General features: G+C 69.5%; 9 protein-coding genes. 7 read left to right on the top strand and 2 right to left on the bottom strand.

Annotated elements, in window-relative coordinates:
- Positions 1-9: 9 nt before the first annotated feature.
- A complete protein-coding gene (locus QGN32_RS20685; RefSeq protein ID WP_326546121.1) occupies positions 10-1,692 on the bottom strand; it encodes a (2,3-dihydroxybenzoyl)adenylate synthase in 1,683 nt (560 codons plus the stop codon).
- A 101-nt stretch (positions 1,693-1,793) separates the two neighbouring features.
- Between QGN32_RS20685 and QGN32_RS20690 the strand changes: the two genes are divergently transcribed.
- Complete coding sequence (locus tag QGN32_RS20690) at positions 1,794-5,276, top strand: non-ribosomal peptide synthetase (protein ID WP_326546122.1); 3,483 nt, start codon at positions 1,794-1,796, stop codon at positions 5,274-5,276.
- On the opposite strand, the gene QGN32_RS20695 is transcribed toward QGN32_RS20690, so the two are convergent.
- Positions 5,268-6,128 carry an LLM class F420-dependent oxidoreductase gene (locus QGN32_RS20695; RefSeq protein ID WP_326546123.1) on the bottom strand — a complete coding sequence of 287 codons (861 nt, stop codon included), beginning with the start codon at positions 6,126-6,128 and terminating at the stop codon, positions 5,268-5,270. The two genes, QGN32_RS20690 and QGN32_RS20695, sit on opposite strands and share 9 nt — an antisense overlap.
- 292 nt (positions 6,129-6,420) lie before the next feature.
- Between QGN32_RS20695 and QGN32_RS20700 the strand changes: the two genes are divergently transcribed.
- Genes QGN32_RS20700 through mbtG form a run of 6 tightly spaced genes read left to right on the top strand, consistent with a single transcriptional unit; the run spans position 6,421 to position 22,169 of the window.
- Positions 6,421-7,167: a thioesterase II family protein gene (locus tag QGN32_RS20700; protein WP_326546124.1), complete on the top strand. Its 747-nt coding sequence runs from the start codon at positions 6,421-6,423 to the stop codon at positions 7,165-7,167.
- Positions 7,157-8,488, top strand: coding sequence for a beta-ketoacyl [acyl carrier protein] synthase domain-containing protein (locus QGN32_RS20705; RefSeq protein WP_326546125.1), 1,332 nt, complete (start codon positions 7,157-7,159; stop codon positions 8,486-8,488). The genes QGN32_RS20700 and QGN32_RS20705 overlap by 11 nt, the downstream gene beginning before the upstream one ends.
- Positions 8,488-11,427 carry a mycobactin polyketide synthase MbtD gene (mbtD, locus tag QGN32_RS20710; protein ID WP_326546126.1) on the top strand — a complete coding sequence of 980 codons (2,940 nt, stop codon included), beginning with the start codon at positions 8,488-8,490 and terminating at the stop codon, positions 11,425-11,427. Before QGN32_RS20705 ends, mbtD begins: the two co-directional genes overlap by 1 nt.
- Positions 11,420-16,504 carry a non-ribosomal peptide synthetase gene (locus QGN32_RS20715; RefSeq protein WP_326546127.1) on the top strand — a complete coding sequence of 1,695 codons (5,085 nt, stop codon included), beginning with the start codon at positions 11,420-11,422 and terminating at the stop codon, positions 16,502-16,504. The genes mbtD and QGN32_RS20715 overlap by 8 nt, the downstream gene beginning before the upstream one ends.
- A gap of 47 nt (positions 16,505-16,551) precedes the next feature.
- Entirely contained in the window at positions 16,552-20,874 is a 4,323-nt protein-coding gene (locus QGN32_RS20720; RefSeq protein ID WP_326549184.1) for a non-ribosomal peptide synthetase, read from the top strand.
- A complete protein-coding gene (gene mbtG, locus QGN32_RS20725; protein WP_326546128.1) occupies positions 20,871-22,169 on the top strand; it encodes an NADPH-dependent L-lysine N(6)-monooxygenase MbtG in 1,299 nt (432 codons plus the stop codon). Before QGN32_RS20720 ends, mbtG begins: the two co-directional genes overlap by 4 nt.
- The last annotated feature ends 3 nt before the right edge of the window (positions 22,170-22,172 follow it).

The following is a 22,172-nucleotide window of genomic DNA, read 5'->3' on the forward strand; positions in this document are numbered from 1 at the left end:
GCGGCGGAATCACGACATCAATTCGGTGACGACCTTCTTCTTGTCCACCTTGCCGACCGCGGTCTTGGGCAACCTCGGCAGTGGCGCCAGCACGTCGGGCCTGCTGTGGGCCGACACGCCCCGCTCGTCGAGGAACTGGTTCAGATCGGCGAGCGTGATCGGCGGCCCCTTGAACACCACCGCGGCGCAGATCTTCTCGCCGAGAAAGTCGTCGGGCAGCGCCACGGCCGCCGCTGCGTAGATCGCGGGGTGCGCAAACAGGTGTTCCTCGAGATCCGACGCGGACACCGTCTCACCGCCGCGGTGGATGACGTCCTTGATGCGCCCGGTCACCTCGACGTAACCGGCCCGCGGGCCGTCGGCGAAGATCCGCACCCGGTCACCGCTGCGGTAGAAGCCGTCGGGAGTGAACGACCGCGCGTTCGCGTCGTCGGCGCGGTAGTAGCCGTTGAGCGTGTACGGGCCGCGCACCAGCAGTTCGCCTTCCTGACCCGGCGCGACCTCCGCACCGGACTCGTCGACCACCCGCATCTCGTCGTGCGGCGACATCGGCCTGCCCTGGGTGTTGACCACCACGTCGACGGGATCGTCGGGCCGGGTGAAGTTCAGCGTGCCCTCGGCCATCCCGAAGATCTGCTGCAGACCGGGGGTGAGCCCGGCCAAGATGTACTCGGCCTCCTGCGGTGTCATCCGCGAACCTCCGACCTGGACCAGCCGCAGCGACGTCGGCAGCACCGGTTCCCAGTCGCCCGCCTGGGTCCACACCTTGGCCAGCGCGTTGACCAGAGCGGTGACGGTGACCTTGTGCCGATCGATCAACGCGAACGCTGCCTCGGGGCTGGCGTCGGTGGTGAAAACCGAAGTGGCGCCGACGCTCATCGAGCCCAGCAGGCCCGGGCACGCCAACGGGAAGTTGTGGCCGGCGGGCAGCACGACGAGATAGACGTCGTCGCCGGTCAGGAGGCACTCGCGCGCGCTGGTGCGCGCCGTGTAGAGGTAATCGTTGTGTGTGCGCGCGATGAGCTTCGGCAGCCCGGTGGTGCCGCCCGACACCAGCAGCAGGGCGGGCGTGTCGGGATCGACCGGCCCGTACTCGGGCAGTGGACCGTCGAAATCGGCTAGCGCAGACCAGGATTGAAACCGGCCGGGCTCCCCATGAACGAACACGTGTTGCAGCCCGGGGTTGTCTTCGACGAGGTCGTCGGCGAGTGCGCGGTAGTCGAAGCCGCCGACCGAGTCGGGCACGATCAGGCCGACGGCGCCGCTGACCGCCGCGAAGTGGTTCAGTTCCGCGGAGCGATGGCCCGGCAGGCACATGACCGGAACGACGCCCGCCCGCAGCACACCGAAGAGCGCGACCGCGAACTCGCAGGTGTTGGGCAGCTGCAGCAGCATCCGGTCGCCGGGCGCGATGCCGCGGTCGGCCAGTGCCGCCGCGATGCGGTCGGCCCGCGCGTCCAGTTCGGCGAACGTGTAGCTGACGCCGCGATCGATCACAGCGGTCCGATCGGGCCAGGCCCCCGCCGCATCGCGCAGGATCGAGTCGAGTGGCCGGCCGGTCCAGTACCCGGCCCGCCGGTACTCCTCGGCGCGGTCGGTGGGAAACGGCACGAATCCGGTCGTGAGGTCGCCGAGAGCGCGCTGCTGAACCGGGTTCTCTGCTGGTGGGCGCTGCTCGAAACCGGTGCTCATGAGGGATGCGTGCCCCTTGGGGTAGGTGTGTTCGGTGCCTCGAATATACGGTAGCGTTCCCCGCGTTAGTTAGGGCAGCCTGCACTAAATCGGAGGTTCGCGTGGGTGTCGGTGAGACGGGTTCGGTCGATCGCTGCGTCCGCGAGGAGGTCGCCGAACTTCTCGGCGTGAGCCCCGGCGAAGTCGACCCGGATGCCGACCTGATCGCCTCGGGACTCGACTCGATCCGCATGATGTCGCTGTCGGGGCGGTGGCGGAAACGGGGTATCGACGTCAACTTCGCCGCGCTCGCGCAGCAGCCCACCGTGGCGGCGTGGACGGCGTTGGTGGCCGGCCGCGCCAGTCGCGGCGGCCCCGAGTCGACGGCTCAGCCGGCCCTCGGCGAGCAAACCGATCCGTTCCCACTGGCTCCGATCCAGCAAGCCCTGTGGCTCGGCCGCGACGAGACACAGCAACTTGGTGGCGTCGCAGCACACCTCTACGTCGAGTTCGACGGCATCGGAGTCGATCCGCAGCGACTGCGTGTCGCCGCAGCGAAGCTGGCGGCCCGCCATCCGATGCTGCGGGTCGAGATTCTCCCCGACGGTATGCAGCGGGTCGGCGACCGCGAACTGGATGTATCGGTGATCGACCTTCGTGACCTCGGCGCCGATGACGCGGCGAAGCGCCTGACCGAGATCCGCGAGGCGAAATCTCATCAGATGTTGCACGACGAGGTGCTGGAGCTGAGCCTTTCGCTACTTCCCGGCGGCGCGACACGGTTGCACGTCGACATGGACATGCAAGCCGCCGATGCGGTGAGTTACCGCAACTTCATGGCCGACCTCGCAGCGTTCTACCGGGGCGAAGAACTCACCGCACTGAACTACACCTATCGCGAGTACCGGTCGGCGCTCACCGCCGCCGCGACAGCACCCGACGAGGACCGCCGATGGTGGGCGCAGCGAATCCCGCATCTGCCGGAACCGCCTGCGCTGCCGCTTGTTCCGCCCTCGGAGCAGAACAACCCCCGACGCAACACCCGACGCTGGCACTTCTTCGACTCCGCCACACGCGATGCGCTGTTCGCCGCGGCCCGACGGCACGGTGTCACCCCGGCGATGGTGGTGGCGGCGTCGTACGCCGGAACCCTGGCCCGTTGGTCGACCAGTCGACATCTCCTGCTGAATCTGCCGATGTTCGGCCGCGAGCCGTTCCATCCCGACGTCGACAAGCTGGTCGGTGACTTCTCGTCGTCGCTGATGCTCGACATCGATCTCACCGGTGCGAACACCGCGTTGGCCCGATCGCGCATCGTGCAGGCGGCATTGCACACCAGCGCACGCCATTCGAACTACTCCGGCCTCTCGGTGCTGCGGGACCTGAGCCGGCACCGCGGCTCCCAGGCGCTGGCACCGTTCGTATTCACCAGCGCTCTCGGCCTCGGCGACCTGTTTGCCGGCGATGTGACAGAGCAGTTCGGCACGCCGGTCTGGCATATCTCCCAGGGGCCGCAGGTGCTGCTCGACGCACAGGTCACCCCGTTCGACGGTGGGCTGCTGATGAACTGGGATGTGCGCGAAGAGGCGTTCCGGCCCGGCGTGATCGATGCGATGTTCGCCTATCATCTCGCCGAGTTGACCCGGCTGGCCACCGACGACAGTTCCTGGGCGGCGCCGGATCCGCCTGCGGTGACCGAAGCGCAGCGCACGGTGCGCGATGCCGTCAACGGCGTGACCACAGAGCCGAGCGGAGACGCGCTGCACGACGGCTTCTTCCGCGCTGCGGCAAGACAACCCGACGCTCCCGCGGTGTTCTCCAGCCTCGGCGATCTCAGCTATGGGCAGCTGGCCGAGCAGTCATTGGCCGTGGCGACGACCCTGCGTCAATACGGTATCGCGGCCGGTGACACGGTCGCCGTAATGGGACCCAAGACGCCAGAACAGATTCCAGCGCTGCTGGGAATTTTGGCCACCGGTGGCGTGTACCTCCCGATCGGTGCCGACCAGCCCGATGACCGGGCTGCCCGGATCCTGCAGACCGCGGATGTGCGGCTCGCGCTGGTGTGCGGGGATCGACGCGACCCGGTGGGCTTGCCCACCCTGACGGTGGCCGAGGCGATCCGGTCCGGTGCGGACTCGGCGACCCGAACCTCGCCGGCTGCAACGGATCCCGCCGAGCTGGCCTACGTACTGTTCACCTCGGGCTCCACCGGAGAACCCAAGGGTGTCGAAGTCACTCACGACGCCGCGATGAACACCATCGAGTTCATCAACCGGCACTTCGAAATCGGGCCGGCCGACCGCTGCTTGGCGCTGTCGACCCTGGAGTGCGATCTGTCGGTGCTCGACATCTTCGGCACGCTGCGGTCCGGCGGCTCGATCGTCGTCGTCGACGAACGGCATCGGCGCGATCCCGACACCTGGGCTCGGCTGATCGACCAACACGGTGTCACGGTGCTGCACTTCATGCCCGGGTGGCTGGAGATGCTCGTTGCGGTCGTGCCGGCAGACAGTCGCCGGTTGTCCACGGTGCGGGTCGTGCCAACGGGTGGAGACTGGGTGAGGACCCAATTGGCCCAGGCGTTGCGGACCCGAGCACCCGGCGCGCGATTCGCCGGACTGGGCGGTGCCACCGAAACGGCAACGCACAACACCATTTGCGAACCGGCCGACATACCTGCGAGCTGGACGGCATTGCCCTTCGGCACTCCACTGCCGAACAACGCCTGTCGCGTGGTCGCCGCCGACGGGACCGACTGCCCGGACTGGGTACCGGGCGAATTCTGGGTCGGGGGCCGTGGCGTGGCGCGCGGTTATCGTGGACGACCCGAACTGACCGCAGCAAAGTTCGTTCGGCACGACGGCCGAAACTGGTACCGGACCGGCGATCTCGTGCGCTATCTGCCCGACGGCGCCGTGGAGTTCGTCGGACGCGTTGACCACCGCATCAAAATCAGCGGATACCGGGTCGAACTCGGCGAGGTCGAAGTGGCGCTCGAGCGCGTGCCCGGTGTGGACGCGGCAGTCGCCGCGGTCGTATCCGGCGAACGCGACACCCTCGCCGCACTGACAACGGTCACCGATGCCGACCTGGACTCCGAAGCGATCACCACCGCGTTGACCGAATTGCTTCCCGCGCACATGATTCCGAAGGTCATAGTGGTGACCGATCGAATACCATTCGGCGTCAACGGAAAGATCGACCGCAAAGCGGTCGCGCGACAGCTCGCCGAAGCGGAGGTTCCCACAGCGCCGGCCTACCGGGCGCCGTCGACCCCGCTGGAATCCGCACTGGCCGCGATCGTCGGTGAGGTGCTCGACGCCCGGGTCGGGGTCGACGACGACTTCTTCTGCCTCGGTGGGGATTCGGTGCTGGCGACGCAGGTGATCGCCCGCGTCCGGGACTGGCTCGACGCCCCGACCGCATTGGTCACCGACATGTTCGCCACTCGGTGTGTGTCGAAGCTCGCCGAACGACTGGCCGGTCGCGAACCCGTAAGTGAGCGGCTCGACGCGGTGGCCGAGGTCTACCTGGCGGTGGCCGGGATGGACGCCGCCGACGTGCTGTCCGAACTCGAGTCGTCAGCTCAAGGCTCACCTTAGGGCAAGGGCCAGTCGCCGCCACTGGTCGCGCGGGAACCCCCGCGGGTCGGCGGTGAGCACCTGCACGCAGACGTGGTCGGCGCCGGCGTCGCGGTGCTCATGGACCCGCTTCAGCACCGTCTCCTCGTCGCCCCAGGCGATGAGCGCGTCGAACAACCGATCGCTGACAGAGGCCACATCGGCTTCGGTGAAGCCCGACCGCAGCAGGTTGTTGGCGTAGTTGGGCAGTGCCAGATACGAACGCAGCCAATCGGTTCCGAGCGTGCGCGCCTCGTCGGCGTCGGTGGTGAGCAGCACCGTCTGCTCGGGCAGCAGCAGCGGGCCGTCGCCGAGTTGTTCGCGGGCGTAGCGGGTGTGGTCGGGAGTGACCAGATACGGGTGCGCACCGCGCGAGCGGGTCGCGGCGAGCTCGAGCATCTTCGGGCCCAGGGCCGCGAGCACCCGGTTGGCGACGGGGACCGGCCGCGGGGTGGCATCGATGTCGTCGAGATATCTGCGGGTCGCGGCGAGCGGCCTGCGGTAGAGGCCTGGTTCCCTCGAGTCGATCAGCGGTGCATGGCTCACCCCGATGCCCAGCAGAAAGCGTTCGCCGTGGCTTTCGGCCAGCGCGGCGTAGCGCGCGGCCACGTCGGCGGGCTCGTGCATCCAGAGGTTGAGGATTCCGGTGGCGATCACGACCTGCTTGGTCGACGACAGCAGGTGCTCCACCGAATCGAGGACGGGTCCGCCGACGTCGGGTATCCACAGCGCGGTGAAGCCGAGATCCTCCAGCTCCGCGGCCGCCTCGGCGGCCTCGCCCTGATCGCCGTACCGAAGCGCAGAACTCCACACACCGACGCCTGCCAGATCCATGCCCGCGATCCTTTCCTCGTAACCACCTTTTTACGTTACGTAGCGCGGTGCCCGGACCAGCGCGTCACGTCCGGCTGGCGGCAGGAACGGCGTTCATCCAGCTCAAACGGATGCGACCGGACAGGCCGCGGGGAGGACGTAGCCGTGTCCGCGGCAAGAAGGATAGGGTAACCTCACTTCCTACTTAGGACAGCCTGCGCTAAATACACGGAGGAATCATGGGTGTTTTCGCCGCGGACTCGCAGGCTCCCTTCCGGCACCGTCACCGCAGCCTCGACGCGACACCGACACGATGATCGACGAGCAGAGCCAACTGACCTTCGCGCCCTGGATCAAACGCTGCGCCGGGCAGTCGTCGAACGGCGCGACAGTGGTCTTTCCTCACGCGGGCGGCGCGGCGGCGGCTTACCGGGCGTTTGCGTCGGCGCTGGCGGGTGGCGGCGACGACGCCTACGTCGTCCAGTACCCGCAACGCGCGGACCGACTGTCCCATCCGGCGCCGGACACGGTCGAGGACCTGGCGGCCGATCTGTTCGCGGCCGGCGACTGGTCCCGGCTGGGCCCGCTGCGACTGTTCGGTCACTGTATGGGCGCGGTGATCGCCTTCGAGTTCGGCCGGGTCGCCGAGCGCCACGGCGTTCCCGTTCGGCAGCTGTGGGTTTCGGCGAGTCAGGCGCCGTCGACCATCGCCACCTCACCGCGGCTGCCCACCGCCGACGCGGACGTCATCGCCAACATGGTCGACCTCGGCGGAACGGACCCCCGCCTGCTCGCCGAGGAGGAATTCATCGACTTGCTCGTCCGCGCGGTGCGGGCGGACTACCGGGCGTTCAACCGCTACGCGTGTGAGCCCGGCGCCCGCCTCGCCGCCGACATTCACACCATCGGCGGCCGCGACGACCACCGAATAAGCCAAGATATGTTGCGCGGCTGGCAAACTCACACCGACGGCGTATTCACGCTGTCGTTGTTCGACGGCGGGCACTTCTACCTCGACGACCACCTCGAGACCGTCGCGGAGTTGGTCAATGCCGGTTAGCACACCGGACGGCGCCGCAGCCGATCCGATCGCCATCGTGGGAATGGCGATCGAGGCTCCGGGCGGAATCGACACCGCCGAAAGCTACTGGGACCTGCTGGTCGCACGGCGCGAGGGTCTGTGCCCGTTCCCGCGGGACCGCGGGTGGTCGGTCCGTGACGTGCTCGACGGCTCACAGCGCGACGGGTTCAAGCGCATTCATGACCTCGGTGGGTTCCTCTCCAGTGCAGCGCTTTTCGACCCCGAGTTCTTCGGGATATCCCCGCGGGAGGCGGTCGCGATGGACCCGCAGCAGCGAGTCGCGCTTCGGGTGGCGTGGCGCGCGCTGGAGAACAGCGGGATCAACCCCGACGACCTCGCAGGCCACGACGCCGGCTGCTATGTGGGCGCCTCGGCGATGGGATACGGTCCCGATCTGGCCCAGTTCTCAAACCTCACGGGGCATTTGATGTCCGGAACCGCGCTCGGTGTCATCTCCGGCCGGATCGCCTACACGCTCGGGCTGGCCGGTCCAGCCCTGACCATCGACACCTCCTGCTCGTCCACCCTGACCGCAATTCACACCGCGGCACAGGCGCTGCGGTCGGGCGACTGCGACCTCGCGTTGGCCGGTGGCGTGTGCGTGATGGGCTCGCCCGGCTTCTTCGTCGAATTCTCCAAGCAGCACGCGTTGTCCGACGACGGTCGCTGCCGGCCCTACAGCGCGCACGCCAGCGGCACCGTATGGGCCGAGGGCGCAGCGATGTTCGTCCTGCAGCACCGTTCGGGGGCAATGCGCGCCGGGCGTCGGGTGCTCGCCGAGCTGCGGGCCACCTGCCTGAACCAGGACGGTCGTTCCGTGGGCCTGACCGCACCGAGCGGTCAGGCGCAGGCGCGGTTGTTCGCACGGGGGCTCGAGCAGAGCGGTGTGCGGCCCGAAGACATCGGGATGATCGAGGGACACGGTACCGGGACACGGCTCGGGGACCGCACCGAACTGATCTCGCTGGCCACGACCTACGGCGCCACCGCCCCCGGCGAAGGCGGCCTGCTCGGCTCGGTGAAGTCCAACCTCGGCCACACACAAGCCGCCGCCGGCGGGCTCGGCCTGGCCAAAGTGCTGATCGCCGCCGAGAAAGGAGCGGTCCCGGCCACCTTGCACACCGACGAAGCCAGCCGCGAAATCGACTGGGACAGTCAGGGGTTACGGCTGGCCTCCGAGCTGACGCCATGGCCGGCCCTCAACAACGAGCGGTTAGCGGCGGTGACCGCATTCGGCATGAGCGGCACCAACGCCCACCTGGTCGTGTCGATTCCAGCCAGCCCGTCGAAGGCGGCGTGATGACGCCCTCCGGTTTCCCCGACGGCCGGATCCCCGTCGTGTTGAGCGCACACGCCGAAGAACTCGTGGCCGCCGACGCCGAGGCGATATTGCGCTACCTCGATCGAGGCCCCGACATGCAGACGGTCGCCACCGCCTTGCTGCGCACCCGTCGGTTGCGCAAGCACCGCGCGGTGGTTCGTGCCGCCGACACCGCCGAACTTGCCGACGGCCTGCGCGCCGTCATCACGGGCGCCACCCACCCGTTGGTCGTCCGCTCGTCGCAATCGGCGCCGACCCGAACGGCTTTCGTGTTTCCAGGACAGGGCAACCAGTGGCCGGGCATGGGTGCGCAGGCCTACCGGCGCTCCGCGATGTACCGGATACACGTCGACCGGTGCGCCGAGGCGTTCGTGGCCACCGGTGAACCGTCGCCCCTGCCGTACCTGACCGCCGACTCCGGTGGCGGGGACTGGCCGCAGACGCAGATCCAGGGCGCCCAGTTCACCCACGCCGTCGCCCTGGCCCATCTGTGGAGGACGTACGGAATCGTGCCGGATCTGGTGGTGGGGCACAGCCTCGGAGAGGTCGCCGCCGCCTACGTCGCCGGAAGCATCACACTGTTCGACGCCGCCGCGGTGGTCATTGCGCGGGCCAAGGCGGTCGATCGGATCCGCGGTGACTACAGCATGGCGGCACTGGGGGTTTCGCTCGCGGATGCCGAACGACTGGTGGTGTCGACCCCGGGTTGGCTGGAGGTGTCCGCGGTCAACGCCGGCGCCTCGGTGGCGGTCTCCGGTGAGCGTGCCGCGGTCGGCGCGCTCATGGCGGCGGCGACCGAACAGGGGCTGTTCGCCCGCGAACTCGACGTGACCTACCCCGGGCACACCAGCGCACTGGAGCGGGTGCGCGACGACCTGCTCGCGCTGCTCCCGCACGGTCGATTCATCGATGCGCCAGTCCAGTTCATCGGCTCGACCACCGCGGACGTGGTGCCCGCAGGCACCGGCTTCGCCGACTACTGGTACCGCAACCTCCGCGACACCGTGCGGTTCGACCGCGCGGTGGCCGCCGCGCGGCGCCACGGCGCGGCGGCGTTCATCGAGATGTCGGCGCATCCGGCGCTGACGTTCGCGCTGGGCGATCTGCTGGCCGACGACGATCCGCTCGTCCTCGGTTCGGGGCTTCGCGACCTACCACTCGTCGACGCGTTGTCGGCCAACATCGCCGCCGCCGCGGTCGCCGACCCCGGATACCGGTGGACCGACCTGGTCGACGTCGCGTCGCAACCACCTTTGCGGGACTTCCCGAACGCGCCGATGCGGGCGGTGCGGCTGTGGGCCGAACCGCAGCCGCCGGCGCCGGTCTACGGGCTCACCGTCGCCCGCGAGAAGTGGGACCCGATCGAACGGTCGCAGGGGCCCGCGCAACGCGTCGCGGTGCTCGATCTCGCCGGGCCCCGCGGACCACTGGGCGAACGACTGCGGACAGCGCTGCGCCACAACGGATCCGAAATCGTCGAGCCGGGCCGGGCCGAGCTCGTCGCGGCGGTCGCGCCGCTGCTCGATCATCCCGACGCCGAACGCGCCGCCCAGGAGGTCGCCCATCTGGTCGGCGCCGGCCTGCTGGACTACGCCGACACGGCGGGACCCCACTGCCGGGCGATGTGTCTGGTCACCGTCGGCGGTGAGCATGTCCGGTCCGGCGAGCCCATGGCGCTGCCCGCACAGACCGCGCTGGCCGCGATGCACCGCAGTATCGGCTTCGAACGGCCCGAGCAGGCGTTCCGGCATCTCGACCTGCCGTCCTGGGAACTCGACGACGCCACCGCCGCCGCGGCGGTGCGTGCGCTCCTGATGGGCACACCCGAGTCCGCTGTCCGCGAGGACGGTTCGGGCCCAAGGGTTTTCGCCCGCACCGTGGTCGAGTCGGCCGAGCCCGCACCGTCCTGGCGCGCGGCGGCGGGGGTGCTCGACGACGTCGTGATCACCGGCGGCAACGGGGCGGTCGGACTGCACTTCGCCCGCTATCTCGCCGCCCACGGCGCACGCCGCATCGTGTTGCTCAGCCGTAGCGGCGTCGGTGATGCCCTCATGGCCGAACTGGCCGCTTCGGCACCGAATGTCGACGTGCTCGCACCGCGCTGCGACATCACCTCCGCTGGCGACGTGAGGGCGGCGGCCGAGCAGTTCGGCGGTGACGGCGCATCGCTGCTCATCCATTCCGCAGGCACTGCGGCCTTCGCCGATCACGACGCGCTCACACCGGCGATGTTCGCGGACACCACCGCCGCGAAGATCGGTGGTCTGGCCCGGATGACCGAGCAATGGCCGATGCGTCCTGACGCTCGAATCCTGTTGTGCTCTTCGGTCTCCGGCGTGTGGGGCGGGCGTGCGCATGTGGCGTACTCGGCCGCCAACCGGATGCTCGACGTGATGGCCGGCCAACTGCGCGCCGAGGGTCAGCACTGCCTGGCCGCCAGGTACGGGCTGTGGCGGGGCAGTGGCATCGCCGGCGCGGACGAGCTCACCATGATCGAGCGCTCCGGGCTGCTGCCGATGGCGCCCGAGGCCGCCGTCGAAGCCAGCCTGCGCGACCATGGCGAGGACCCGCTGCTGCTGAGCGCCGACCAGGCCCGGCTACGGGTGTTTTTGGACAGCCAGATCGCATCCCTCGAAACCGTCCAGCCCACAATCGAACCCGGCGTCAGCACCGAGGTGTGCGTGCGTGCGGCGCTCGCCGCGGTGCTCAGCCTTGAGGCGGCCTCGATCGACCTCGACATGTCCTTGCTCGACCTGGGTGTCGACTCGCTGCTGGCCCTGGACCTACGCAAGCGGCTGCAACGGGCGGCCGGCCACAAAGTGCCGTTGGCCACGTTGCTCGGCGGCATCACCGGTGGCGAACTCGTCGCCGACCTGGACAGCACAGAACGATCGGAGAAGGTGGACACGCGTGACTGACACCGTCGATATCCGCGAGCAGGTAAAGGACCGGCGACTGGAGCTGTTGCGCCGCAAGCTCGCCGAGCGGGGACTGCGCACGAACAGTGCGTCGTCCGCGGCGGCGGACGGGCTGTCCGACGGGCAGCGCCGGATGTGGTTCGCCCAGGCCGCCGACCCCACCGGAGCGATCCTCAACATCTGCCTGTCGTACCGGATCACCGGTGATCTCGACGTTGCCCGGTTGCACGACGCCGTCGACAGGGTCGCCGCGCGCCATCCCGTGCTGCGCACCACCTACCACGTCGACGACGCCGGCGAACCGCGACCGACGGTGCACGACGGGCTGGCGTCCGACTGGACCGAGCACGACCTGACCGGATTCTCCGAGCACGCGCGCCGGCTTCGATTGGAAGTGTTGGCGCAGCGCGAGTTCGGGGCCGCGTTCGACTTGGGCACGGATGCGCCGCTGCGGCTCGCCGTCGTGCGCACCGCCCCCGACGAGCACATCATGCTGCTGACCGCGCACCACATCGCCTGGGACGACGGCTGCTGGCCGGTGTTCTTCGGCGATCTGACCCGGGCGTACATCGGAGAGCCGCTGGGGCCCGCCGTCACACCGCCATCGCACGCGCTCGGCTCGGTCGAGGAGGATCTGGACTTCTGGCGCGACGTGCTGGCCGATCCACCCGAGCCGATGGAGCTGCCCGGACCGAACGGCTCTGCGGTGCCGACGAACTGGCGTTCTGCGCGCTTGACGCTGCGGTTGCCGGAGGCGACGGTGGACCGGGTCGCGGCGCTGGCCAAGCAGGCGGGCGCCACCCCGTACATGGTGCTGCTGGCCGCCTTCGGGGCGCTGCTGCAGCGCTACACCGGCTGCGATGACTTCCTGGTTGCCACGCCGGTGCTGAACCGCACCGCCGACGTCGAGGACGCGATCGGCTACTACGGCAATACGGTGGCGCTGCGCCTGCGTCCCGGTGCCCGCCAGAGCTTCCGCGACTTCCTCGCGCACGCCCGAGACACAGCGGTCGGCGCGTTCGCGCACCAGCGTGTGAACCTGGACCGGGTGGTGCGCGAATTGAATCCCGACCGTCGCCATGGCGTGGAGCGGATGACGCGGGTGAGCTTCGGTGCGCGCGGCGCCGACGGGGAAGGTTTCAACCCGCCCGGAATCACCTGCCGCCGAGCCGAATTGCGCGGTCATCTCACTCAGTTGCCGTTGGGTGTCATGGTCGAGTTCGACGCCGGTGTCGTGGTGGAGGCCGAGTACCTCGTCGAGATCCTCGACGCGGCACTGGTCCGCCAGTTGCTCGAGCACTATGCCGCGCTGCTCGACGATGCGCTGCAGCGCCCCGACCTCCCCATCGGCGCGCTCGATGTGATAGGGCCCGACGACGCCGACTGGTTGCGCCGGGTGTCGGCCGGCGAGGAGTTCGTCACCGCGCCGTCGACGATGACGGCGTTGGTGGAAGCTCAGGTGGCGCGCACGCCCGACGTGGTCGCCGTGGTCTACGAGCGACGTGAGTACACCTACCGGGAGCTCAACGAGTCGGCGAACCGGTTGGCGCACTGGCTGATCGAGCGGGGGATCGGCGCCGAGGACCGGGTCGCGGTGCTGCTGGACCGGTCGCCGGAGCTGGTGATCACGGCACTCGGTGTGATCAAGGCGGGTGCGGTGTACCAGCCGGTCGACCCCACCTACCCCGAGGACCGGCTGACGTTCATCCTCTCGGACTCCGACCCGAAACTGATCATCCGCGAACCGATCGCCGACCTCGACGGGTTCCCCATCGCCAACCCCGCAGACGCCGACCGGGTCCGGACGCTGTCTCCGGACAGCACCGCGTACCTGATCTACACCTCGGGGTCGACCGGTCTGCCCAAGGGTGTTCCGGTGCCGCACCGGCCCGTCGCGGAGTACTTCGTCTGGTTCAAGGGTGAGTACGGAATCGACGACAAGGAGCGCCTGCTGCAGGTGGCCTCGCCGAGTTTCGACGTCTCGATCGCCGAGATCTTCGGCATGCTCGCGTGCGGCGGCCGGCTGGTGATCCCCCGTCCGGACGGACTGCGCGACGTCGGCTATCTCGCCGAACTGCTACACGACGAAGGCATTACCTCGATGCATTTCGTTCCCTCGCTGCTCGGATTGTTCCTGTCGCTGCCCGGGGTGAACCAGTGGCGGACGCTGCAGCGGGTACCCATCGGCGGTGAAGCACTGCCCGGCGAGCTGGCCGACAAGTTCCACGCCACATTCGACGCGCTGCTGCACAACTTCTACGGACCCACCGAGACCGTCATCAACGCGAGCCGGTACAGGGTCGAGGGCAAGCAGGGCACCCGGATCGTGCCGATCGGCAAGCCGAAGATCAACACCCAGATCCACCTGCTCGACGACGCCCTGCGACTGGTCCCGGTCGGGGTGATCGGTGAGATCTACATCGGCGGAACACATGTGGCCCACGGCTACCACCACCGGCCACGGCTGACCGCCGAGCGGTTCGTCGCCGACCCGTTCACTCCCGGTGCTCGGCTCTACCGGTCGGGCGACCTGGCCCGCCGCAACGTCGACGGCGACGTGGAGTTCGTCGGCCGCGCCGACGAACAGGTCAAGATCCGCGGCTTCCGCATCGAACTCGGCGAAGTGGCGGCCGCAATCTCGGTCGACCCCAGCGTCGGTCAGGCGGTCGTGCTGGTCGGCGAGCTGCCCGGGGTCGGCAAGAGTCTCGTCGGCTACGTCACCCCGGCCGGCGGCTCCAAGACCGTCGAGGTCGAACGGATTCGCAACCGGGTCGCGGCCGCGCTGCCGGAGTACATGACACCGGCGGCCTACGTCGTCATCGACGAGATCCCGATCACCGCGCACGGCAAGATCGACCGGGCGGCACTGCCCGACCCCGACATCGGGTCCGGCGCCGCCTACCGCGAGCCCGACGACGGGACGGAGCGGCGGATCGCCGACCTGTTCGCCGAACTCCTCGACCGCGACCACATCGGCGCCGACGACTCGTTCTTCGACCTCGGCGGCCATTCGCTGCTGGCCACCAAACTCGTTGCCGGAGTGCGCGCTGCGTTCAACGCCGACATCGGTGTTCGAGAGGTTTTCGAACTGGGCACCGTGGCGGCCCTGGCGCAGCGCATCGACGCGGCGTCGAACGCGGGCCGCACCCGGCCGCGACTGGTTCCCGTCCCGCACGACGGGCCGCTGCCCATGTCGGCCTCGCAGTTGCGCATGTGGTTCCAGTACCGCATCGACGGCCCGAGCCCGGTCAACAACATCCCGTTCGCCGCCCGCATCGAGGGCCCCTGTGACGCCGACGCGTTCGTGCGGGCGGTGCGCGACGTCGTGGCCCGGCACGACGTGCTGCGCACGACCTACCGCGAAATCGACGGTGCCCCATATCAGTTCGTCAACGACGAGCTGGACGTCGCGGTGCGCCGCACCGATGGTGCCGACGCCGCCTGGTTGCAGACCGAACTCGACAAGGAGCGACGGCACGTCTTCGATCTCGAACATGACCTGCCCGTGCGGGCCGCGGTGCTGGCGACGCCGGACGCCCACGTGGTCTCGCTGGTGGTGCACCATATCGCCGCCGATCACTGGTCGGCGCTGGTGTTGTTCGGCGACCTGCTGACCGCCTACCGCACCAGGCGCGCCGGGCACGCGCCCGGATTCGCCCCACTGCAGATCCAGTACGCCGATTACGCGGCGTGGCAGGCGGCGCGGCTCGCCGAGTCCGACGGCCCCCTCGCGGCGCAGCGCGACTATTGGCGCCGCCAGTTGGCCGGCCTGCACGAAGACCCGGGCCTGGCACCGGATTTCCCGCGGCCGCCCGTGCTGAGCGGGGAGGGCGACGCCGTCGAGTTCGGCATCGACGCCGCCGCCCGCGCGAAGATCGCCGAGCTCGGCAGGGAACTCGGAGTCACCGAATTCATGCTGCTGCAGGCGGCGGTGGCGGTCGCATTGCACAAAGCCGGTGAGCGCCCGGACATTCCGTTGGGTACTCCGGTCGCGGGCCGCACTGAAGCGGCACTTGACCCGCTCGTCGGCTTCTTCGTCAACATCGTGGTGCTGCGCAACGACCTGACCGAGAATCCGACGCTGCGTGAGGTGCTGCGCCGGGCCCGGGACACGGCGCTGGAAGCCTATGCCCACCAGGACCTGCCGTTCGACCAGGTGGTCGACGCGGTACGGCCGGCGCGGTCGCTGTCACGCAACCCGCTGTTCGGGGTGGTGGTGCACGTACGTGAAGCGCTGCCCGCCGGACAGGTCATCGAGTCCGGGCCGGGCGGCGACACCACGTTCACCCCGCTGGAGCCGCCGTTCGACGTCGCGCATGCCGACCTGTCGGTCAACTTCTTCGGCGCCGACGACGGCTACCGCGGGCATGTCATCTACCGGACTGACCTGTACCGGCGCGACACCGCGGAACGATTCGTCGGGTGGCTGAAACGCGTGCTGGCCGCATTCGCCGACGATCCGGATCAGCGGGTGCGTGATGTGCAGATCGCCGGCCGCGACGAGCGCCGCCTGGTACAGCGGTTCAGCGCGGCGGCGGCGGCCAGCGTACTCGACGGCTGGCGCGATCCGGTCGCAATCGGCGTCGTCGGCGACGTCTACGAGCACGTCGTCGACGAGACCGGCGCCGAACTGCGCGCCACCGGTAGACGCGGTCGCTGGACCGCCAACGGCCGGGTCGAGTTCGCCGACACGACGGAACTGAGCCGCACTTCGACAGCCGCCGGCCCGGCAGAAGCGGTGCGCACGGACACCGAACGCGCGCTCGCGACGCTCCTCGCCGACATCGTGAACGTGCCCGTGGTCAACCGCACCGACGACTTCTTCGAGCTGGGTGGCGATTCGATCCTCGCGGTGCAGCTGGCGGCCCGCGGACGGGACGCGGGACTGACGATCACCGCGCGAATGGTGTTCGAGCACCCCGCGATTCACGACTTGGCGGCCCGGGTCGACGACGCCGGCGGCGAAACCGAGACACCCGACATCCGCCACGCGCCGATGGCGGCGTCCGGGCTGTCGGCCGACGAGTTGGCGGCGGTCACGTCGATGTGGTCGGCGTCGCAGGACGGCACGCCGTGACTTCAACCCATCCCAGGACCGAACCCACGGTCGCCATCGAGGACGTGATGGCGCTCAGCCCGCTGCAGCAGGGGTTGTTCTCGCTGGCGCAGCTGAGCGCCGGTGAGGGGGGTGCGGATCCGTACGTCATCGCGATGGCCGCCGACGTGATCGGCGAACTCGACGCGGCCCTGCTGCGCGAGTGTGCGGCGACGATGCTGGCGCGCCACCCCAACCTGCGGGCGAGTTTCCTGCGGGCGCAGAGCAAGCCGGTGCAAGTGGTCCCCACCCGCGTCGACCTGCCCTGGCGCCACATCACCGCGACCGCCGGCGAGGTCGACGCGCTGGAGGCCGACGAACGGCGCCGACCGTTCGACCTCGGACGCGGACCGGCGATCCGGTTCCTTCTGATCGAAGCCCCGGACCAGAAGGAAGGCGTTCGCTTCCGTTTCATCGTCGTCGCGCACCACATCATCATCGACGGCTGGTCGCTGCCGTTGTTCGTCGGCGAATTGATCTCGCTGTACCGTTCGGGCGGCGACCCGGCCGCGCTGCCGCCGCCACCGCGCCCCTACCGCGACTACATCGGCTGGCTCGCCGGCCGGGATCACGAGACCAGCCGCAACCTGTGGCGTGAGCATCTCGGCGATCTCGACGGTCCGACGTTCGTCACCCCAGCGCTCACCGCGGGGGAACCGCCCAGCGGGGAGCCGCGCCGCACCGAGCTCAAGCTGGATCGCGCCGCCTCGGAGCGGCTCGAGGACGCCGCGCGATCACGCGGCGTCACGCTCAACACGCTGATGCAGATGGCTTGGGCAGCAGTGCTGTCGGCGTTCACCGACCGCTCCGACGTGGTGTTCGGGGTGACGGTGGCCGGACGGCCCGGCGAACTCGCCGGCGTGGAAACCATGGTCGGTCTGTTCATCAACACCGTGCCGCTGCGGATCCGGCTGGACCCGGCCGCCCGGGTCGGCTCCCAATGCGTTGCGCTGCAACGCGAGGCGGCCAAGCTGCGCGACCACGGCTACCTGCCGCACAACGAACTGCGCTCGCTGGCCGGTATCGGTGAGCTGTTCGACACCCTGCTGGTCTACGAGAACTTCCCGCCCGGCGGTCTGGTCGGCGGCGCAGACTTCGTCGCCAACGGTGCGACGTTCCGGCCGGCGGCGCTGGAGAGCGTGTCGCACTTCCCGGTCACCATCGCCGCGCACAACAGCGACAGCGAGCTCACGGTCCTGGTCGAGGTGATCGACGGCGCGCTCGGCCAGATGAGCCCCGAATCGCTTGGGCGCCGGCTGCTGATCACGGCCCAGCGGCTGGCCGCCAACTGGGACCGCCCGTTGCGTGACGTCAGCGTCCTGATCGACCGTGAGGGAGCGATCACGGCCATCGCGCCGGCCCCCGCGCATCTCGGCGTACACACCGCTTTCACCGAAACCGCAAGTGCGCGGCTGGGCTCACCGGCGTTGAGTTGGTCCGGCGGTGAACTCACCTACCGGGAACTCGACGAGGCCGCCGACCGAGTTGCGGCGACCCTGGTGTCGACGGGGGTGGGCGCGGAAACTCCTGTGGCGATCCGGCTTTCGCGCGGACCGCAGTATGTGATCGCGATGCTGGCCGTGCTGAAGGCCGGCGGCGTCATCGTGCCGCTGGACCCCGGGATGCCCGCGGAGCGGATCGCCGACATCCTCGACCAGTGCGGTACGACGGCCGTCGTCGACGACCACATGCTTTGCGCGGCCTCGACCGAGTCGGCCGACGACTTCCGGCCGGTGGCCGCCCTGCCCGGCCAGGCCGCGTACATGGTGTTCACCTCCGGCACCACCGGCAGGCCCAAGGGCGTCGTCGGCACCCATCAGGCGTTGCTGGCCTACGCCGAAGACCATGCCCGAAACGTGTTGCGGCCGGCGTCCGCTCGGTTGCGGCACCGCCTGCGGGTCGCCCATGCGTGGTCGTTCACCTTCGACGCCGCCTGGCAACCGCTGGCCGCCTTGCTCGACGGGCACGCGGTGCACATCGTCGACGACGGTGTCCAACGTGACGCCGAGGCGCTGGTCGAGACCATCGGCCGGTACGGGATCGACCTGATCGACACCACACCGTCGATGTTCGCCCAACTGCACGCCGTCGGACTGCTCACGACGGTGCCGCTCGGGGTGCTGGCGCTCGGTGGCGAGGCCGTCGGGATACCGGCCTGGAACCTGATCCGCGACGAATGCACGCGCACCGGTATGGCGGCCTACAACTGTTACGGCCCAACCGAAACCACGGTGGAAGCGGTGGTCGCCACGATCGCGGAGCACGACCGGCCGACCATCGGACGGCCCACGTCGCCCAGCGTGGCGCACGTCCTGGACTCCTTGCTGCGGCCGGTGCCCGACGGTGTGCCAGGGGAGTTGTACCTGGCGGGCGACCAATTGACCCGCGGTTATCTCGGCAGGCATGGCGAAACCGCGAGCCGGTTCGTCGCCGATCCGTTCGGGCGGGGCGGCCGCATGTACCGCACCGGAGACGTGGTGCGACGCCTACCCGACGGCGCGCTGGAGTTTCTCGGGCGCTCCGACACCCAGGTCAAGATTCGCGGCTTCCGGGTCGAGCCGACCGAGGTCTCCGCGGTGCTGCACACACATCCGGCCGTGCGGCACGCTCACATCGTGGTGCGCGAACAGCGATGGGGTCCGCAGCTGGTGGCCTTCGTCGCCGCCGAGCCGGCCCCCGACGTGTCCGAGCTTCGCGCGCTGGTGTCGAAACACCTTCCGCGCTATATGGTTCCGCACTCGATCGTGGTGATCGCCCAGATGCCGCTGACCGCGCACGGCAAGATCGACGAAGCCGCGCTCACCGCCATCGCCGTCGTCGATGGCCCGTCGGCCGCGCCGCAGACCGATACCGAGAGGGCGCTGGCGGCCGTCCTGTCAGAGCTGCTCGACGGTGCCCAAATCGATGTGGACGCAGACTTTCTCGCGCTGGGGCTGGACAGCATCGTGGCGCTGTCGGTGGTTCAGGCCGCGCGTAGACGCGGAATCCCGCTGCGCGCCCGACTGATGCTCGAATGCGCGACGCTGCGCGAACTGGCCGCCGCCGTCGACAGTGAAGCGGCCGTCGCCGGGCATGGCGAGGAGCTCGGCGGGCCGCTGCCCTTGCTACCCAACGCGCGCTGGCTCGTCGAGTACGGGGACCCGCGACGACTGGCACAGACCGAGGCCATCCGGCTGCCCGACGGCATCACCGGCGAACAACTCGAGCGACTGCTGCACACCGTGGTCGACGGTCATCCGGTACTGCGCAGCCGACTGGACCGGCAGACGATGACGCTGGTCGAGCAGCATGGGCCGCAGGATCTCCTGACCGAGGTGCGTGTGGGCTCTGACACCGCGGAAGCCCTCACCGAAGCCGTCGCCGAATACGCCCGGCAGTCGGTGGAACGCCTTGACCCGCAGCGCGGCTCGATGCTCGCCGCGGTGTGGCTGCGACCGCCCGACGGCGCCGGTGTGCTGCTGCTCACCGCGCACGTGCTGGCGGTGGACCCGGCGTCCTGGCGGATCGTGCTGGCCGAACTCGATGCGGCGTGGCACAGCATCGCGTCCGGGCGAGACCCGTCGCCCACTCGGGAACACACCGGCTACGGATGCTGGTCGCGCCTACTCGGCGACCGGGCGTACTTGATCGACACGGCCGACTTCTGGGCCGCCCAACTCGACGGCGACGACCCGCCTCTCGGCGCCCGCCGGGTGCGCCCGCAAACCGATCGGGTCGGCGGTCTCGTCGTATCCATGGCGGTGACCGACACCGACATCACGCAACGGCTGCTCGACGGGGCCGAACCCACGCCGCACCTGTTGGCCGCGGCCGCCGCGCGCACCGTCACCCGCTGGCGGCGGCACCGAGGCCAGGAGACGCCACCGCCACTGCTGGCCCTGGAAACCCACGGCCGCGCCGACGGCCTCGTCGACGGCGCCGACACCTCCGACACCGTCGGTCTGCTGAGCGCGATCTATCCACTGCGGGTGCGGTCGGCCAGCGACGTCGCCGAGATCCCCGGCGACGGCGTCGATTACGGTCTGCTGCGCTATCTGCGTCCCGACACCGCCGAACGTCTGACGGCACTGCACGAGCCGCAGCTGCTGCTCAACTTCCTGGGCCGCGTGCACGTCGGCCTCGACGGCGGCGCCCTGCGTCCCGACCGCGCGTTGCTGGCGGCAGTGTCACCGCTGCCCGAACCGCACTTGGCCGTCCGGCACGAGCTGACCGTGCTGGCGGCGGTGGTCGGTGGCACTGACGCGCCGGTGCTGGGCACCCAGTGGCGCACGCTGCCCGACATCCTGACCGCCGATGACCTCGCCACGCTGCAGGCGATGTGGCAGGAATCGCTCCGAGAAGTCGTCTCATGAACCGGACGCTCGCGGTGGTGGGTGCGGGCGCCAAGGCCGTCGCCGTCGCCGCCAAGGCCGCCGAACTGCGCGACATGGGCATTGCCGTGCCCGAGGTCGTCGCGGTCGAGAAGACCGGGGTCGCCGCCAACTGGCAGGCCGACGGCGGCTGGACCGACGGTCAGCACCGGCTGGGTACCAGCCCCGAGAAGGACGTCGGCTTCCCGTACCGCTCGGCTCTGGTGCCGCGCCGTAACGCCGAGCTCGACGAGCGCATGACGCGGCACAGTTGGCAGCAGTACCTGATCTCGACGGGCCAGTTCGCCGAGTGGATCGACCGCGGCAGGCCCGCGCCCACCCACCGCCGGTGGAGCCACTATCTGCGCTGGGTCGCGGGCAACGTCGAGATGAACGTCATCAGCGGTGAGGTGCGGGCCATCTCGGTCGACACCGAAACCGGCGAACCGCGGTGGGCGCTGCACACACCCGACCGCACGGTGGTGGCCGATGGCGTGATGATCACCGGGCCCGGCCGGCCCGAGCGCTCGATCCTGCCCGGCAATCCCCGGGTGCTCTCGATCGCGCAGTTCTGGCACCGCGCCGCGCAGCACGATCTGATCTGCGCCGAGCGAGTGGCGGTCATCGGTGGCGGCGAGACCGCCGCCTCGATGCTCAACGAGCTGTTCCGGCACCGGGTTTCGACGATCACCGTGATCTCACCGCAGGTTACCCTGTTCACCAGGGGCGAGGGTTTCTTCGAGAACATGCTGTTCTCCGACCCCACCGGCTGGAGCAGCCTGACGATGGGGCAGCGGCGCGACGCGATGATGCGGACGGACCGCGGGGTGTTCTCCGCCCGGGTGCAGGAGGCACTGCTCGCCGACGACCGGATCCGACACCTCCGGGGCCGGGTCGCGCACGCGGTCGCCCGCGAGGACCGAATCCGGTTGACGCTGAGCACCACTGCGGGCGGGGAAGCGCTGGAGACCGTCCACGGCTTCGATCTCGTCATCGACGGCTCGGGCGCCGACGCGATGTGGTTCGTGCCGCTGCTCGGCCAGGATGCGTTGGATCTACTGGAACTCGGCCTCGGGGCTCCGCTGACTCCGGACGTGCTGCAGGAGTCGATCTCCGACGACCTCGCCGTCACCGGTGTGCAACCGAAGCTGTTTCTGCCGGGCCTGTCCGGGCTCACGCAGGGGCCGGGTTTCCCGAACCTGTCATGTCTGGGGTTGTTGTCGGACCGCATCCTGGGGGCCGGCCTGACCGCGGCCCCGTCGTCGACGAGAGACCAAGTGCGCCAATCCGTTCGGTGACTG

It is taken from the genome of Mycolicibacterium sp. ND9-15 (assembly GCF_035918395.1).
In the GTDB taxonomy this organism is placed as follows: Bacteria; Actinomycetota; Actinomycetes; order Mycobacteriales; family Mycobacteriaceae; genus Mycobacterium.